14 protein-coding genes and 1 pseudogene are annotated in these 16,845 nt (G+C 69.8%); 6 read left to right on the top strand and 9 right to left on the bottom strand.

What is annotated here, in order from left to right:
* Window positions 1-857 precede the first annotated feature (857 nt).
* Window positions 858-1,775 carry a 4-hydroxy-tetrahydrodipicolinate synthase gene (gene dapA / locus ABT294_RS12200; protein WP_350805695.1) on the top strand — a complete coding sequence of 306 codons (918 nt, stop codon included), beginning with the start codon at window positions 858-860 and terminating at the stop codon, window positions 1,773-1,775.
* A 54-nt stretch (window positions 1,776-1,829) separates the two neighbouring features.
* Window positions 1,830-3,515 (top strand): ribonuclease J, encoded by a 1,686-nt coding sequence (locus ABT294_RS12205; RefSeq protein WP_350805416.1) that lies wholly within the window; start codon window positions 1,830-1,832, stop codon window positions 3,513-3,515.
* 109 nt (window positions 3,516-3,624) lie between these two features.
* Here ABT294_RS12205 and ABT294_RS12210 read toward each other — a convergent pair whose 3' ends face one another.
* The 3 genes and pseudogenes from ABT294_RS12210 to ABT294_RS12220 all read right to left on the bottom strand — a co-directional run.
* Window positions 3,625-4,401 carry an ABC transporter permease subunit gene (locus tag ABT294_RS12210; protein WP_350805417.1) on the bottom strand — a complete coding sequence of 259 codons (777 nt, stop codon included), beginning with the start codon at window positions 4,399-4,401 and terminating at the stop codon, window positions 3,625-3,627.
* A complete protein-coding gene (locus tag ABT294_RS12215; RefSeq protein WP_350805419.1) occupies window positions 4,398-5,165 on the bottom strand; it encodes a DUF2705 family protein in 768 nt (255 codons plus the stop codon). The genes ABT294_RS12210 and ABT294_RS12215 overlap by 4 nt, the downstream gene beginning before the upstream one ends.
* A gap of 74 nt (window positions 5,166-5,239) precedes the next feature.
* Window positions 5,240-5,881 (bottom strand): annotated as a pseudogene (locus ABT294_RS12220) (ABC transporter ATP-binding protein); the annotation flags it as partial.
* A 113-nt stretch (window positions 5,882-5,994) separates the two neighbouring features.
* Between ABT294_RS12220 and ABT294_RS12225 the strand changes: the two are divergent.
* Entirely contained in the window at window positions 5,995-7,482 is a 1,488-nt protein-coding gene (locus tag ABT294_RS12225) for a sensor histidine kinase (RefSeq protein ID WP_350805422.1), read from the top strand.
* Window positions 7,479-8,120: a response regulator gene (locus ABT294_RS12230; RefSeq protein ID WP_350805424.1), complete on the top strand. Its 642-nt coding sequence runs from the start codon at window positions 7,479-7,481 to the stop codon at window positions 8,118-8,120. The genes ABT294_RS12225 and ABT294_RS12230 overlap by 4 nt, the downstream gene beginning before the upstream one ends.
* 961 nt (window positions 8,121-9,081) lie before the next feature.
* On the opposite strand, the gene ABT294_RS12235 is transcribed toward ABT294_RS12230, so the two are convergent.
* Both ABT294_RS12235 and ABT294_RS12240 read right to left on the bottom strand, forming a co-directional pair.
* The gene (locus ABT294_RS12235) at window positions 9,082-9,621 is read right to left on the bottom strand and encodes a P-loop nucleotide/nucleoside kinase family protein (RefSeq protein ID WP_350805425.1); all 540 of its coding nucleotides are present in this window, start codon (window positions 9,619-9,621) and stop codon (window positions 9,082-9,084) included.
* Window positions 9,622-9,631: 10 nt separating this feature from the next.
* Window positions 9,632-10,408 (bottom strand): hypothetical protein, encoded by a 777-nt coding sequence (locus ABT294_RS12240; RefSeq protein WP_350805426.1) that lies wholly within the window; start codon window positions 10,406-10,408, stop codon window positions 9,632-9,634.
* Window positions 10,409-10,492: 84 nt separating this feature from the next.
* Here ABT294_RS12240 and ABT294_RS12245 point away from each other — a divergent pair, with 84 nt between their 5' ends.
* Window positions 10,493-10,990 carry a DUF402 domain-containing protein gene (locus ABT294_RS12245; protein ID WP_350805428.1) on the top strand — a complete coding sequence of 166 codons (498 nt, stop codon included), beginning with the start codon at window positions 10,493-10,495 and terminating at the stop codon, window positions 10,988-10,990.
* A 108-nt stretch (window positions 10,991-11,098) separates the two neighbouring features.
* Here the strand turns inward: ABT294_RS12245 and ABT294_RS12250 are convergent, their stop codons facing one another.
* Both ABT294_RS12250 and ABT294_RS12255 read right to left on the bottom strand, forming a co-directional pair.
* Complete coding sequence (locus ABT294_RS12250) at window positions 11,099-12,214, bottom strand: hypothetical protein (RefSeq protein WP_350805429.1); 1,116 nt, start codon at window positions 12,212-12,214, stop codon at window positions 11,099-11,101.
* The gene (locus tag ABT294_RS12255) at window positions 12,211-13,467 is read right to left on the bottom strand and encodes a glucarate dehydratase family protein (protein ID WP_350805430.1); all 1,257 of its coding nucleotides are present in this window, start codon (window positions 13,465-13,467) and stop codon (window positions 12,211-12,213) included. The genes ABT294_RS12250 and ABT294_RS12255 overlap by 4 nt, the downstream gene beginning before the upstream one ends.
* A gap of 104 nt (window positions 13,468-13,571) precedes the next feature.
* Here ABT294_RS12255 and ABT294_RS12260 point away from each other — a divergent pair, with 104 nt between their 5' ends.
* Window positions 13,572-15,044: an aldehyde dehydrogenase (NADP(+)) gene (locus ABT294_RS12260; RefSeq protein ID WP_350805431.1), complete on the top strand. Its 1,473-nt coding sequence runs from the start codon at window positions 13,572-13,574 to the stop codon at window positions 15,042-15,044.
* A 71-nt stretch (window positions 15,045-15,115) separates the two neighbouring features.
* Here the strand turns inward: ABT294_RS12260 and ABT294_RS12265 are convergent, their stop codons facing one another.
* Entirely contained in the window at window positions 15,116-16,075 is a 960-nt protein-coding gene (locus ABT294_RS12265) for a 5-dehydro-4-deoxyglucarate dehydratase (protein WP_350805697.1), read from the bottom strand.
* Window positions 16,044-16,811 carry an IclR family transcriptional regulator gene (locus ABT294_RS12270; RefSeq protein WP_350805432.1) on the bottom strand — a complete coding sequence of 256 codons (768 nt, stop codon included), beginning with the start codon at window positions 16,809-16,811 and terminating at the stop codon, window positions 16,044-16,046. Before ABT294_RS12270 ends, ABT294_RS12265 begins: the two co-directional genes overlap by 32 nt.
* Between the last annotated feature and the right edge of the window lie 34 nt (window positions 16,812-16,845).

Genomic DNA, 16,845 nt, shown 5'->3' on the forward strand with positions numbered 1-16,845 from the left:
TCCGCGTCGCAGCGCGCGGATGAGCGCCGGCAGCCGACGATGCGCCACTGCCTCCTGGACGCATACGCGCGCTGTGAGAGCAGACAAGTGGCGAGCACACGCACGCTGTGAGGCGCGAGCCCTGCGACGGCAGACGTACGACTGGCAACACGCACGCTGTGAGGGCAGGCGTGCGGCAGAGAGCGCACGCGCGCAGCGAGGGCACACGGCGGCGAAGGCAGGTGTGTTACGCGAGAACGTGTGCACGTGAGGGACGTGCGTTGTGACAGTTGCGGAGGCTGCGAAGTGTTGCGTTGGCAGGGCCCCAACGTGCCCCCGTGCGCCCACATGCGGGCACGCGCCTTGGCAACCGCGCCACAAGGGTCCACCTGTGTCGCGCTGCAGGGCACGCGACCTCCTGGACGTACCCGGAGGGCAGGCGGGGATTCCGCCCTGCCAAGCGCCCGAAGAGGGCAGCCTGTTGCGTGGGAGTCAAGCAGCGACGTGGCCGCGCCCGACGTCATGAGGAGCAGGCCGCGAGCGGGGTCATCTGTTCGAGCGACCAGGGTGCGGCTCCCATCATTCGGACGGCTGGGGGTCGGCTCCGGTCGTTCGGCTGGCCGAGAATGTGGCGTCGGTCCGGACGGATGGGCGGGGGATGTTCGGCTGGGATGACCGAGGAGTCGAGTCGCGTTTGCCCCTGCAGAGCGGGGCGCAGCCTGGGTTGGCGGCCCGCTCGATCCGCCCGCGGCCCGGTGCCGGTGTTGGTCAGATGTGTCGTGAGATGGTGGGGGACGGTGTGACAAAGGGCGGCCCCAGGCTGGCGAAACGGGGTGGCGGCGTCCATGGGATTTGTGAATCCAGGTAGCGTTCGCACTATGGCATCGCCAACTGGAACCACTGACGCGCCCTTCGGCCGCATGCTGACCGCCATGGTCACGCCGTTCACCGCCGATGGTGCGGTCGACTACGCAGCTGTTCGGCGCCTCGCCGGTTACCTGGTGGATGAGCAGCGCAATGACGGCCTGATCGTCAGCGGGACGACCGGCGAGTCGCCCACCACCTCCGACGTGGAGAAGGAGCGGATCCTCAGCGCGGTTCTGGAGGCGGTCGGCGATCGGGCCACCGTCGTGGCTGGTGCCGGTAGCAACGACACCCATCACAGTGTCGAACTCGCCAGGGCGGCGGCACGCGCGGGTGCGCACGGGCTGCTCGTGGTGACGCCTTACTACAGCAAGCCCCCGCAGGAGGGCCTGTACCAGCACTTCACCGCCGTGGCCGACGCGACGGGCCTGCCGGTGATGCTCTACGACATCCCGGGACGCGCCGGTGTGCCGATCACGACCGAGACTATGATCAGGCTGGCCCAGCACGAGCGCATCGTGGCCGTGAAGGACGCCAAGGGCGACCTGTTCGCCGGCGGTCAGATGATGACGGTCACCGATCTCGCCTTCTACTCGGGTGACGACCTGCTCAACCTGCCGTGGTTGTCGATGGGTGCGGCCGGGTTCGTGAGCGTCGTCGGACACGTGGTGGGCGCCCACCTGGCTCGCATGATCGAGCTGTACCGCAATGGCGACGTCAGCCAAGCGCTGGCCGTGCATCGCCAGCTTGCGCCCGTGGTCGAGGGGATCATGATGAGCGCGGGTGGCGCGATCATGGTGAAGGCGGCTCTGGCCATGGTTGGAGTGCCGGTCGGCCCGGTACGCCTGCCGCTGGTCGCCGCAACGGAGAGACAGATCGCCGAGCTGCGCACTTGCCTGGTAGCCGGCGGAGTGAAGTTGACAGACACATAGGAACGGGGAGGAACCGGGAGTTTTGAGAACACGATTTGACCATGGGGGCCGGGCATGAGCCATCCGCATCCCGAGCTTGGCCCCCCACCGCCGCTGCCTGAGGGCGGCCTGCGCATCGTCGCGCTGGGCGGGTTGGGGGAGATCGGCCGGAACATGGCCGTCTTCGAGTACGAGGGCCGCCTGCTGATCGTCGACTGCGGGGTGTTGTTCCCCGAGCCGGACCAGCCGGGTGTCGACCTGATCCTGCCCGACTTCGAATACATCAGGGGGCGGCTCGACGACGTCGAGGCCGTGGTCCTGACGCACGCCCACGAGGACCACATCGGGGCTGTGCCGTACCTGCTGCGCGAGCGGCGTGACATCCCGCTCGTCGGATCCAGGCTGACGCTTGCCCTGATCGAGGCCAAGCTCACCGAGCACCGGATGCAGCCGGCCAAGGTCGAGGTCGTCGAGGGAGAGAAGCACAGGTTCGGGCCGTTCGACTGCGAGTTCCTCGCCGTCAACCACTCGATCCCCGACGCGCTGGCGGTGGCCATCAGGACGCCTGCCGGCATCGTCCTGCACACCGGCGACTTCCGGATGGACCAGCTGCCGAGCGACGGTCGCCTCACCGACCTCGGCGGTTTCGCCAGGCTCGGCAGCGAGGGCGTCGACCTGCTGATGTCGGACTCGACCAACGCCGAGGTGCCCGGGTTCGTCACCAGCGAGAGGGAGATCGGCCCGGTCATCGACGAGGTGATCCGCACTTCCGAGCAGCGGGTCATCGTGGCCAGCTTCGCCTCGCACGTGCACCGCATCCAGCAGGTCATGGACGCCGCGGCCAAGCACGGCCGCAAGGTCGCCCTGGTCGGCCGGTCGATGGTGCGCAACATGGGCGTGGCCCGTGACCTCGGCTACCTCAAGGTGCCGCCCGAGCTGATCGTCGACTCGCGCGACATCGAGCAGTGGCCGCCGGAGGACGTGGTGCTGATCTGCACCGGCTCTCAGGGCGAGCCGATGGCGGCGCTGTCGCGCATGGCCAACAGGGACCATCCGATCCGGATCGCCGGTGGCGACACCGTGCTGCTGGCCTCCTCGCTGGTGCCGGGCAACGAGACCGCCGTCAACAAGGTGATCAACGGCCTGACCCGCTGGGGTGCCCGCGTCGTGCACAAGGGCAACGCCAAGGTGCACGTCTCCGGGCACGCGGCCGCCGGTGAGCTGCTCTACGTGCTCAACCTGACACGCCCGTCGAACTTCATGCCGGTGCACGGAGAGTGGCGGCACCTGCGGGCGCACGCCAAGCTCGCCGAGCTCACGGGCGTGCCCCACGACCACATCGTGATCGCCGAGGACGGCGTCGTGGTCGACCTGGTCGACGGTCGCGCCAGGATCGTCGGTGCGGTTCACGCCGGGTACGTCTACGTCGACGGCTCGTCGGTCGGTGAGATCACCGACACGTCGCTGAAGGACCGCAGGATCCTCGGCGACGAGGGATTCATCTCGGTGATCGTCGTGGTCGACTCCAACACCGGGAAGCTCACCGGAGGGCCGGAGATCCACGCGCGTGGCTCCGGCATCGACCCGGCCCAGTTCGACGAGTTCATTCCCCAGATCGAGAAGGCGCTCGAGGCCAAGGCCGCCGACGGGGTCGTCGACATGCAGGAGATCCGCAGGGTGGTGCGCCGCACGGTCGGCCGCTGGGTGAGCGACACCTACCGCCGCCGTCCGATGATCATCCCAGTGGTGCTCGAGGTCTGAGTTCTCCGAGGGTACGACAGGTGCCGCAGCCTGTCGTACCACTCGAAGCCAGATGGCAGCCGCCACGCGCCACCACCGGCGGGACACCGTCACGAAGGCGGCCGTCATGTCAGGCGTCCCGTCGGCGGAGCAGCCATGTCCCCGCGACAACGGGGAGCACCGCGTAGGCGGCCATCACGAGGGCCGCCGCGACGGGCGGGAGTAGCGAGCCGTACACGGTGTGGGTGAGATCGTTGCCCGTGATCTCGCGGGGTAGGGCGCCGATCATCACCGAACCGAGGCGCTCGCTCCATGGCTCGGGCAGGTTGCCCACGACGATCGGGACCACGTACACCAGCCCGACGAGGACGGCGATCGCACCCGCGGCTGACCGCGTGATGGCGGCTAGGCCGAGCCCCAGCAGCGCGAAGACCACGACTGAGAGGCTGCTCGTGATCAGCGTCGGCAGTCTGTCCATGACCGGTTTCGTGTACACACCGGAGAAGCGGGCGCCGACTATCCAGCGGGAGACGAAATACGTCCCGAATACGACCGCCGGACCAGTGATCAAGGCAAGGGCGCCCACGATCGAAGACTTCGCCGCGAGCAGGGGCCAGCGTTTCGGCACGACGGTGAGGCTCGTACGGATGAGGCCCGTCGTGAACTCCGACGTGATCGCCAGCACGCCCAGGATGCCCATGCAGAGCTGCGGCACGATCACCACGACGTCCTCCAGCTCGGCGAGGGCGGCGCGCGGGCGCACATCGGGCGCGGCACGGTCGTACATGCCGACGGCTGTCCACGCGAGCGCCATGCCCAGCAGGATCGCGGCGAGGCTGAGGCCCACGACGAGATGGCTGGAGCGGACGGAACGGATCTTCAGCCATTCCGAGGCGAGGATGTTCATGCGTCCCTCTTCCTGAGCATGTGGAACCCGACGGCGAGCGCTGCGACCGCGTACGCCGCGAAGGCGATGACCGCGGCCCAGGGCGGCAGGAAGCCTTCGCCGAGCCGCGTGGCGAGATGCCTGCCCGCGATCTGCGGCACGAGGTTGGGCAGCAGCAGTGCCGAGACCCGGGCGTTCCACGGGGAGGGCAGGTAGTTGGCGATGCCGGGCAGCACGAACAGCAGTGCCACCACCGAGACCACGGCGGCGGCCGTTGACCGGGTGGCGAAGCCGAGGCCGAGACCTACCAGCGCCAGCACGGTCACCGACAGAGCCGAGGCGACCAGCATCGGCAGGTCGTCGGTGAACGAGGCGTCGTTGAAGCCGAGCCGCCGGTCGCCGGCTATCAGCCGGCTGGAGGCGTAGGTGACGAGCAAGATGGCGCAGCCCGCCGTGAACGTCGTCATGGCGACGACCGCGGTCTTGGCCAGCAGCAGGGTGCTTCGCTTGGGGACGGCGATGAGAGTGGCCCGGATCGTGCCGGTGGCGTGCTCCGACGTGATCGCGAGCACGCCGATCATTGCCAGGCTGACCTGGGTTAACGGCAGGAAGCCCTGTTCGGGGGCCGCTGCCCGGAGCGCGCCGCCGCGGTCCTCCGCGACACCGCTGACGTAGAACGTCCACAACACGCCCGCGAGCACCGTGGCGGCGGCGGCACCGATGGCGGTGCGGGTCGAGTCGACCGAGCGCAGCTTCAGCCACTCGGAGGAAAGGACTTCTTTCACCGCGACGCTCCGTACTGCACGCTGCTCGCCGTGAGCGTCAGGTAGGCCTCCTCAAGGGACGTGTGGCGCGCGGTGAGCTCGTCGACGGTGGCCTCGATGATCAGCTTGCCACGCCCCACGATGACGATGCGGTCGGCGGTCAGGGCCATCTCGCTCATCAGATGGCTGGAGAGCAGGATCGTGCGCCCGTCGGCGGCCAGTGAGCGCATCAGCTCGCGGATCCACCGGACCCCGTCGGGGTCGAGCCCGTTGACCGGTTCGTCGAACATCAGCACGCCGGGGTCGCCGAGCAGCGCGGCCGCGATGCCGAGCCGTTGCTTCATGCCCAGCGAGAACCCGCCCACCCGTTTGCGCGCCACCCCAGCCAGCCCCACCTGCTCGAGCACCTCCGCCACGCGGAGCGGGCCGATGTCGTTGGTGCGGGCCAGGCTGAGCAGGTGGTTGTAGGCGCTGCGGCCGGGGTGAACCGCGTTCGCGTCGAGCAGCGCGCCCACCTCTCGCATCGGCCGGCGTGACAACGCGTAGCGGCGCCCGTTGACCAGCGCCTCGCCCGAGGTCGGGGCGTCGAGGCCGAGGATCAGCCGCATCGTGGTGGACTTGCCGGCACCGTTGGGGCCGAGGAAACCGGTCACATGGCCCGGTTCGACCCGGAAGGACAGCTCGTCTACGGCGAGCGTGTCGCCGTAGCGTTTCGTCAGGCGTCTGAGTTCGATCACGTCGTAAACGATGGGACACGGCGGGGTTCTGGCACATCGGACCAGGGTCCGAACTGCAACATCAGACTCCGGGCTGACGTGCGGAACTCCGCTCATTGGCTACGGTTCAACGCGTGAACGAGACGCACCCCCTCTTCGTCAGGCGCCTGAGCCGCCGCCAGTTGATCCTGCTGGACTTGGTGGCCGGGCTGGGCTTCTCGCTCGTTTTCCTCACGGCCACGGCACAGGCCGACGGCCTGCCGCCCTGGGCGAGGCTGGCCTTTCCCCTCGGGCTGGGGTTGCCGCTGGCCGTGCGGAGACTGTGGCCGTTCCCGGTCTTCTGTTTCCTCCTGGCGCTGTCCATCGCGGCCGTCATGGCCGACCTGGTCAGTTTCGCCTACGTCTCGCCCGCGTACGCGCTCTATGTGGTCGCCTTGGCCGACGGCACCCGCAGAACCTGGGTGCCGACCTCGGCGATCGCTGTGCTGACCCTGGTCACGGGGGTGGGGTTGGTCGCGGTGGGCGGATCGCCGCGAGAGGGGGCGCCCGAGTGGCTGCTGAGTCTGGACAAGCCGCTCATCGGCATCGCGGCGCTGGGCGGCGCCTGGACGGTGGGGCGGGCCGTGCGAGAACGCAGAATCTACGCTGCCCGCGACGCCGAGCGGCTGGCAGGGCAGGCGGTGACGGAGGAACGTCTGCGTATCGCGCGTGAGTTGCACGACGTGGTCACGCACAGCGTGGGCTTGATCGCGGTCAAGGCCGGCGTGGCCAACCACGTCATGCAGGCGAGGCCTGACGAGGCGCGCGACGCGCTGCGCGTGATCGAGACGGTGAGCCGGGGCGCGCTGGTGGAAATGCGCCACCTCCTCGGCGTGCTGCGCTCCGCCGAGGCGCCGGAGTTCAGCCCCACTCCGGGCATCGCCGACCTGCGTGCGCTGGCCGAACGGGCCAGTTTGGCGGGGGTGGAGGTGGAGCTCGATGTTCGCATTCAGGGCGTAAGGAGCGAGGGTGAGCCCGTCGGCACCTGCGCTGGGGAGGAGCAGGCCGGACGAGACGGCGCTCGGCCGGGTGGTGCTCAGCGGGCTGATCGAACAGAGGGGGCACGGCGGGGTGGTGCTCAGTGGGCTGAATCAGAGGGGGCACGATGGGGCGATGTGCGGGGCGATGGAGCCGATGGTGTGCGGGGTGATGAAGATGCAGGTGGCCGGTGGGGTGATGGGGCCGGTCGTGACGGCCTGTTGGGCGATCGCCGTGGCGTCCAGCAGGTGTCGGGGCCTGCTGCTTACACGGCAGGAGGGGGCGGATCGTCAGGTGGAATGAGGCTGCCGGACGGCGTGGAGTTGTCGGTCTACCGGATCGTCCAGGAGGCGCTCACGAACGTCGTCAAGCACGCGGCCCCCGCCCGCTGCAGGGCATCGGTGGTCGCCGACGAGAGGGAGGTCCGGATCGAGGTGGTCGACGACGGGCCAGGGCGGCGTACGCTACCGACCGACGGCGCAGGGCACGGGCTGATCGGGATGCGGGAGCGGGTCATGATGTACGGCGGGGCGTTCGAAGCCGGGCGCATCCCGGGGCAGGGCTTCAGGGTCTCAGCCCACCTGCCCTACGGGGACGCGCCATGATCCGGGTGCTCGTCGCTGACGATCAGGCGCTGCTCCGAGGAAGCTTCAAGGTACTGGTCGACTCCGAGCCCGACCTGACCGTGGTGGGCGAGGCGGCGACGGGCGCGGAGGCCGTGTCCATTGCCTTGGAGGAGCGGCCCGACGTGGTGCTCATGGACGTCCGCATGCCGGTCATGGACGGGATCGAGGCGACCCGGCTCATCGGCGACGCGTCCCGCGTTCTGATCGTGACCATGTTCGATTTGGATGCTTACGTCTATGACGCGCTTCGTGCGGGCGCCAGCGGCTTCCTGCTCAAGGACACCCCGCCTGCCGACCTGCTTGCGGCCATTCGGGTGGTCGCTGCAGGTGAGGCGCTGCTGGCTCCCAAGGTGACGCGGAGGCTGATCGAGGAGTTCGCGCGCACGCCTGTGCTGCCGCCGGTGAGAGGGCTCGACGGGGTGACGGAGAGGGAGTGCGAAGTGCTGGCCCTGATCGCCCGCGGGCTGTCCAACACAGAGATCGCCGCCCACCTTCAGCTGAGCCTCGCCACGATCAAGACGCACATCAGTCGCCTCCTGGCCAAGCTCGACGCACGCGACCGGGCTCAACTCGTTATCGCGGCCTACGAGAGCGGCTTAGTCTCCGCGACTCGGTAACCGTCACATGTGCATGGTCGCGGTGGCTGGCCCTTCCTGTGGCGGTCTGAACCTGCCCTTGGCGGTCTGGTCCCGCCCTGCGGGTGCCGGGCAATGGCCATTGGCACGCTTACGGCGGCGGTTGGGGGGAGAACCGGGCGAACGTGGTCGCCACCGCACCTGCCCTTGGCGGTCTGGTCACGCCCTGAGGGCGCCGGGCAATGGCCACTGGCACGCCAATGGCGGCGGCTGGGTGGAGAACCGGGCCGACGTGGTCGCCACCGCCTACGTCGGCCTTCGAGTCGCCGTGTAGGGCAACAGCACGGTCAGCGGCAACGCCCGTTCGAGGACCTCGCCTGGGTCAGCAGCGGCGCGACCGTCACCGGCAACGCCGCGGTGAAAGAACAGCACGCTGGCCCAGGGCGGCGCTAACCTCAGCGGCTGCGTGGTGATCGGCGGCGACGCCGAGCCCGCCACGGCCTGCGGCCCCTGACGTACTTTGATGGTCAACCCTGATCGCGGCCGAAACCTACGACCGGGTCACGGTCAACGCCGTCAACGCCACCCGACTCCGGGTCGTGCTGCAGAGCGGCCGGGGGCTGTCGGACTGCTGGAGGTGCGCCCGTTCGGCTGGCGAGCAGGGACGGAGCGCCCATCCAGGGCGGCGCGCCTTGCGCCGCCAGCGTGCGCCAGCCGCCGCCCAGGTGGGCGCCCAGCCAGGGTGCCCCCTATCGCGGTCACCGCAGCGCCAATCCGACCAGGCCGTTGTCGCGGCGGCCCTGGCGCGGCTCGCCATCGTGGGCCGCGCTCGAGCTGAGCCCAGGATTCAGCGCCGAGCTGAGCCCAGGACTTGGCGGTCGGGCTGGGTTCGGGGCTTGGCGGTCGGGTTGGGTTCGGGGTTTGGTTGTTGGGTTGGGTTCGGGGTTTGGCCGTGTCGCCCTGGCCCTGGTGGGCGCGGGATCGAGGGCATCGGGCCCGGTGGCTAACCCGTCGGGAACGCCGGCGACGTACGTGCCCACATGAGGACCTGTGCAGCGATGTCGGCAGCGTCGCCGCCACCGTTGTCGAACACGGCTGGGATCAGCGTGCGGCCCTGCGCGGCGTCCGCCATCGCGTTCTCGATCCACTCCTGCGCGTAGCCGCGTCCGCGTAGCCGGTGTTCCCGCACGTCATCGGGGCAGTCCAGGAGCGCCCAACGGACCGGGCCGTCCCATCGCATGCCTGCTGCGAGCTCGTCAGGGTCGGGGACGGGGCACAGGAGCAGCACCGGGTGCCCCGCTCGCCGCACCATGGTCACGATGCGTTGCCACATGCGGTCGTAGGCCGGCCACACCGGCGCCGCGTCCGGTTCGGCGATGGGCACCCCGATCAGGGCGCCGTCTTCGAGCAGTTCGTCCATGTCCATCACGACCAGCCCGTCCGCCGCCCGCACCAGGTGTGGCAGCAGGGTCGTCTTGCCCGCCCCAGGTGCGCCCGCCAGGAGGTAGAGGGGTGCGGTTCCATCCACGAGTCGATCTTGCATCTGCTTGACCTTAGTGGCTGGTGGGTTGTGTTTTGTCGGATGGTCTGGCCGCGTCCCAGAGATGGTCGAACTGTTGCACCCAGTACGCGTACCAGCGGTCGTTCTGTTCGCGGGTCAGGTTCAGATGCATGCGGGCGAAGGTGGACGTGTTATGGAACCCATGGATCTCGACGATCGCGCGGCCGTGTGCGGTCTCTGGGTCGATGAGTACGAGGCTGAATCCCGGGTTGTAGGGGAACAAGCGGTAATTCAACTCTCCCGGCATTTCCCAGGTGGCTATGTGTGCCAGTCGTTCGAGCGTGATTGCCAGCGCGGCGGGGAGTGACTGAAGTTGGTGTTCCACCGATTCGTCGAGTTGGCGTGAGGCCAGTCTGATCGCTTCCGGCTCCTCGGGGTCCAGGGTGACGATGCGGACGGAACCGCCTTTGTGGCGTAGCACCCGGGTGCGCAGCGTCTCGCAGGTTTCTGGGGAGAGGAGGTTCACGGCGGACGGGGCGAACACGCGGACGTCGCGGGCGTTGGCGAACAGGACCGTGGCCGGCAGGGTGTCGAAAGCGGAGCGGTCGCGGAGGAGGTCGCCCGGGGACGTCCGGCGCTGCTCGGGGAGGGTGAGGCGGTAGACGAGGAGGCCGACGGCCGCGAACAGGGCGGACCATTTGAGCTGGTCGGGCACGATGTCGTTGATTATCGAGACGACGGCGAAACAGATGACCACCAGGGCGACCACGTAGGCTTCGACGTTTCTGCGAGCCAGTAAGTCCGCTTTCACCTGCCGCAGCATTGCCATATTGCCCCCTTGCCTCCGACTGGTCTTACCTTCATTGTCAGGTGTTGACCCGGTGTGAGCGGGGGTTCGGTAACTTTTCCTCTCGTGAGCGATGTGAAGATAGTCTTCCGTAAGTACGGCGGGGCGTTGCACTGGAACCATGCGGGGAGGATCCTCGGAGAGGACGAGCACGGCGTCTGGGTCGCGGTGGCTGCGGGCACGCTCGCCAGGAAGGGCGCGGAACCGCCCATCGCCTGGGACTTTCCGAGCAGCATGCTGTTCCCGCGTGACGCCTGGTGGACCGCGTCCTTCAACGGGCCGCAGCACCGTGCGGCGATCTACATCGACGTCACGACCGTCCCCGAGTGGCGTGAGGGCGAGGTGACCATGGTGGATCTCGACCTTGACGTGATCAAGATGCGTGACGGGCGGCTGATCCTGGACGACGAGGACGAGTTCGTCGAGCACCAGGTGTCGCTGGGGTATCCGGCCGAGGTGATCGAACGGGCCGAGGAGACGGCCCGCTGGCTGCTCCGGGCGGTGGAGGAGCGGCAAGGCCCGTTCGGGGGCGCGCACGTCCGCTGGCTGTCCCAGGTCGTGTGACTGAGGCGCGCCCCGGTAGGTCAGCGATAAAGCAGGTTGCGTGAGTGAGGCGCGCCCCGGTAGGTCAGCGAGAAGGCAGATTGTGTGATCGAGGCGCGCCCCGGAAGGTCAGCGAGAAAGGCGGAGCGCCTCCGCCAGCGCCGCCAGCCGCCGGGGGGAGGCCAGGCCCGCGTGGTACAGGTGGAACTCGGCGGCGCCTGCCTTGGCGTACGTCCGCAGGAGGTCGGCGAGGGCCGCCGGGTCGGCGGGGCGCGGGGGCAGGGCCAGGACGTACGCTCCGACGCGCTGCCCCGGCGTGCGGAGGTCTCCCAGCTGTGTCAGGCGGGCGCTGTCGGAGGACGGCTCGCCCCAGCAGTTGCCCACCAGGACGTCCGCCCCGGGCTCGCCTTCGGGGAGGGCGGCGAACGAGCTGGCCGCCCACGGGTCGGGGTTGGCGTGCAGGGTGATGGGCACGGTGGGGGCGACCTCGCGGGCCGTGGCGATCAGGCGGCGACGGAGGGCGGCGGACAGTTCCACGCGAACGGCCTGCACCTCGTCGGTGACCGGGCCGAGGGCCTCGGCCATGGACGCGGTCGCCGGATCGTCGATGGCGGCGCGCACCCGGTCCCGGGTTCCGGGCGGGTAGCGATCGGCGCAGGTCGTACAGAAGCAGAGCGTGAGCAGGTCGCCGTGGACGGACGACCAGTCGGCGCCTGCGGTCTTCTCGTGCATGCTCTGGTGCCCGAAGCCCATCGGCCCGCAGGCTTCCAGGATCAGCCCGTCGGGGGCGCCGACGGTCAGGATCTCGCGGACCATCCGCTCGCAGTACTCGACCACGTCGGCGTGGGCGGGACAGAGGGCGTGCGGGTACGGGTCGCCGAAGGCGTTGCGGACCACGACCTCGGAATGCGCGGCGCCGAGCAGGGAGTTGTGCGTCAGTACGGTCCACGCCTGCACCCGCAGGCCTGCCGCCTTGAGGGCGTCTCGTGCGCGGAGGTAGGCGTCGGGCGCGGTCCAGGTGGGGGACGCGGGAACGAGGCGACCCCACGCCTCGGGACGTACCGGGAGGTAGAACGCCGAGTGGGGGACGTCCAGGACGCGATGGGAGGGGTGGTGCGGCGTGGCCGCGCGGGTGGAGTGGTAGCCGGCCGCCAGGGCGACGGCCTCGACGCCCAGTGCGGCCAGGCGCTCGGGGGCCGAGGGGTCGCCGACGACGTCCCAGGGGTAGACGTAGGCCACGTTCACCAGCGGGGTCTCCTGACAGAGAAGGACGGGTCGAAGCGTCGCATGTAGGTGGCGTCGTCGCGGGAGGTGAGTCCGCACTTCAGGTACTGCTCGTGCATCACGGCGAGGGCGTCGCGGTCGAGTTCGACGCCCAGTCCGGGCGCCGAGGGCACGACCACGGCGCCGTCGGCGAAGCGCAGCGCGCCGGGCGCGACCACGTCCTGGCCGTTCTGCCAGGGGGTGTGCGTGTCGCAGGCGTGGGTGAGGTTCGGGGTGGCGGCGGCCAGGTGGGTCATCGCGGCCAGGCTGATGCCGAGGTGGGAGTTGGAATGCATGGACAGTTCGATGCCGAAGGCGGCACAGAGGGCCGCGACGTGCGAGGTACGTACCAGGCCGCCCCAGTAGTGGTGGTCGAGCAGCAGCACGCCGATCGCCCGCTGGGCGATGGCAGGGGGGAGGTGCTCGGGGGTCACGACGCACATGTTGGTGGCCAGCGGCATCGAGACCTCGGCGGCGACCTGCGCCATGCCGGAGATGGCCGGTGTGGGGTCCTCGAGGTACTGCAGGACTCCGTCGAGCGAGCGTCCCACCCGGATCGAGGACTCCACGCTCCAGGCGGCGTTCGGGTCGAGCCGGAGCGGCACGCCGGGGAACGCCTCGCTCAGTGCCAGGATCGCCTCGACCTCCTGCTCAGGAGGGTGGACGCCGCCCTTGAGCTTGATCGACGTGAAGCCGTACTCCTTGATGAGCAGCGACGCCTGCGCGACCAGCCCGGCGGGGTCGAGGGCCGCGCCGAACCTGTCGGGCTCGGCGCCGGGGTGACCTGCCCATTTGTAGAAGAGGTAGGCACTGTACGGTACGGCTTGACGGACCCGGCCGCCGAGAAGGTCCACCACGGGCACCCCGGCCGCCTTGCCGCGAATGTCCAGGCAGGCCACCTCGAAGGGGGAGAACACCCGGTCGATGCTCTTCTCCTGGGTCGCCACGCCGGTCAGCCCGTGCAGGTCGCTGACCACGTCGCCGACGATCGCGGTGATCCTGGCGTACATCTCGTTCGTCGCGTGCACGTCGAGGCCGACGAGGGCTTGGGCGCACTCGCGGACCTTGTTGAGGTGGTCCAGATCGCCGTAGGTCTCGCCGAGGCCGGTCAGGCCCTCGTCGGTGATCACCTCGATGATCGTGCGCAGTGCCCAGGGCTCGTGCACCCCGGCGGCGTTCAGCAGGGGCGGATCTCGGAAGGCGACAGGGGTGACGAGGATCTGACGGATGATCATATGACTGCCGTCCATATATGTGAACGAGTGCCAGGTTTGTAGACAAGTTGTCGCAACTGTAAGAATCGAGCTGAGAAAGTGTCAAGACTCCGAAGGGCCATTCGATGATCTACGGACACGACCCCAGGACGGGCGAGACCATTGGCGCCGCCCTGAACGAAACGGACAGCGCCGGGGTCGACATGATCGTTTCCGCGGCCGCCGCCGCGGGTGCCGGCTGGCGGGCGACCCCGGCGGCCGAGCGGGCGCTCGCACTCGAGGCCGTCGCCGACGCGCTCACCGCACACACGGACGAGCTGTGGGAGCTCGCCGACCGCGAGACCGCCCTCGGCGAGGTACGGCTGCGCGGAGAGGTGGCCCGGACGGCGGGGCAGTTCCGGCTCTTCGCCCAGGTGATCAGGGACGGCGGCTATCTCGACGCGATCATCGACCACGCCGACCCCTCGGCCACCCCGCCGAGGCCGGACGTGCGCCGGATGAAGCACCCGCTGCCGGGCGTGGTGGCCGTCTTCGCGGCGAGCAACTTCCCCTTCGCGTTCTCGGTGGCGGGCGGCGACACCGCCTCCGCGCTGGCGGCGGGCTGCCCCGTCGTGGTCAAGGCCCACCCGGGGCACCCGAACACGTCCGAGCGGGTCGCACGCATCGTCCGCGACGCTCTGCCCTACCCCGACCTGCTCGGGCTGGTGCAGGGCCTGCAGGCGGGCGCCGACCTGGTGCAGCATCGCGCGGTGGTGGCGGCGGGCTTCACCGGGTCCATCGCCGGCGGCAAGGCGATCAAGGGGCTGATCGACCAGCGCGAGGTGCCGATCCCGTTCTTCGGCGAGCTGGGCAGCGTCAACCCGGTGGTCGTGCTGCCGTCCGCGCCCAAGGCGCAGGTGGCGACCGGGTTCGCCGCCTCCCTCACGCTGGGTGTCGGCCAGTTCTGCACCAACCCGGGCCTGATGTTCGTGCCCGACGACGACGAGCTGCGCAAGGCGCTGGCCGCCGCCGTCGAGGCAACCACGGGCGGTCCGATGCTGGACGAACGGATCAGGGACGGATACGTCGGCGGCGTCGAGCGGCTCGGTGAGCTGTCGCTGCTGGCCGAGGGCAAGCCGGGCGAGGGCAGCTGGGCGGTTACCCCGAAGGTGTTCACCGCGGATCTCGGGACGTTCTCCGACAAGCTGCCGCGCATCGCCGAGGAGTGCTTCGGCCCGGCGTCCGTTGTCGTGACCTATCAGAAGGTGTCCGACCTGCGGCCCGTCCTGGAGCGGCTGGAAGGGTCGCTGACGGCGACCGTCCACGGCACCGACGCCGACGAGGCGAGCGAGGTCGCCGAGGTGCTCGGCCGCAAGGCCGGCCGGCTCATCTGGAACGGGTGGCCCACCGGGGTGGCCGTGTGCTGGGCGATGCACCATGGCGGGCCGTGGCCAGCTTCGACCGCGGCCGCGCACACCTCCGTCGGCGCGACGGCGATCGACCGGTGGCTCGCGCCGACCGCGTACCAGGACTGGCCCGCTGAGCTGCTGCCCGAGGAGCTCAGCGACGAGAACCCGCTCGGCGTCCCGCGCCGCGTCGACGGCGTCCTGCACGGCTAGCCGGAAGGCTGGACGGGTGCCGCCGCGGCCTGCTGAGCGGGCCGCGGCGCCTCCGCCCGACGTGGACGCCGTCAGGCTCCGGCCAGTTCCAGGCCCGTCGCGAGAATGGCCTCCAGCTCCGCCAGGTGCTCGGGTGACGGGTCCACCAGCGGTGCCCTTACCCCGCCCACGTCCAGGCCGCGCAGCCGCACTCCCGCCTTGACCAGCGACACCGCGTAGCCGGGAACGCGGTCGCGCAGGTCCACCAGCGGCAGGTAGAAGCCGGTCAGCAGACGCTGCACCAGCACCTCGTCGCCACCCGTCACCGCCTTGTAGAAGGCCAGCGCGATCTCCGGCGCGAACGCGAACACGGCGCTGGAGTACAGGGTGACGCCGAGCCCGCGGTAGGCGGGGACGGTGAGTTCGGCCGTGGGCAGCCCGTTGAAGAAGGTGAACTCGCGGTCGGTCTCCCGCCGCACCGTGAGGATGATGCGCTGGAGCAGGTCGAAGTCGCCGAGACCGTCCTTGAAGCCGATCACGTTCGGCACCGTGGCCAGTTCGGCGACGGCGGCGGGGGAGAAGCGGGCGGTGCCGCGCTGGTAGATGATCACGGGCAGGCCGCCGGCCGCCGCCACCTCGCGGACGTACCGCACCAGCCCCTCGGGCGGGGCGCTGACGAGGTACGGCGGCATGAGGAGCAGCCCGTCGGCGCCCTGCTCGGCCGCGGCGCGGGCGATCGCCCTGGCCGCGGGGAGCGTGCCTCCCGCGCCCGAGAAGACGGGCACTCTGCCGCCGGTGGCCGCCACCGAGGTGGCCACGACCCTGGTGTATTCGTCGAGGTCGAGGGCGTTGAACTCGCCTGTGCCGCACGCGGTGAACACTCCTCCCGCCCCGGCCGCGACCCCCCGGGCGACGTGCTCGGCCAGTACCTGTTCCGCTAGGTCGCCATCGTCCCCGAAGGGGGTCACCGGAAAGAAGAGAACACCATCTAGCCGCATATGTCGTCCTTTCGAGGGTGTACTAGCGGATGCCCTCCCGGCGAAGAGTGGCAGCCAGCTTTCGGGTGTGCCTGATGATCGCCTCGGTGATCCTCTCGACCTCGGCGGGTGGCAGGCTCGCCGGCATGGAGCAGCTGATCGCGTCCGTGGCCGGGATGCGGTAGTCGACCGCGACCGCCACGCAGGCCACGCCCGGCGTGCCCTGCTCGCGCTCGTAGGCCCAGCCCCTGGTGCGGACCTGGTCGAGTTCGCCGATGAGTTTGGCCACGTCGGTGATCGAGTGGTCGGTGAGCGCGGGCAGCGGGTCGGGCAGCAGGGCGGCGACCTCGTCGTCGGTCAGCTGGGCGAGCAGCACCTGGCCCAGGGCGGTGACATGGGCCGGCAGCCGCCTGCCCACCCTGGGGATGACGTGGTGCGCCTCCCGCGACTCCCTCGTGGCCAGGTAGAGGACGTGCGCCTCGTCGCGCCGGGCGAAGTGCGCGGTCTGCCCGATCTCCGCGCGCAGGTCCTCCAGCGTCTCCTGGGCGAGCGGCAGGGCGGGGTCCTTGTCCAGGTAGGCGGTGCCGGTGAGCAGGGCGTGCGGGCCGATGCCGAACGCCGACCTCGCCGAGTCGGTCTCCACCCAGTTCAGCTCGACCAGCGTGCGCATGAGGGCGTGCAGGCTGCTGCGCGGGAACCCGGTGCACTGCTGGAGCTCTGACAGGGTCAGGGTCTCGTGGGAGGCCGCCAGGGCCTCCAGGATGCGGACCGTGCGCTCCGCTGACTTGACCAGCTGGGGCTCCATACTCATCCCATCTCGACGGCGGCTGCAAAATGTCAGGATA

Source organism: Nonomuraea sp. NPDC000554, assembly GCF_040300065.1.
Lineage (GTDB): Bacteria > Actinomycetota > Actinomycetes > Streptosporangiales > Streptosporangiaceae > Nonomuraea.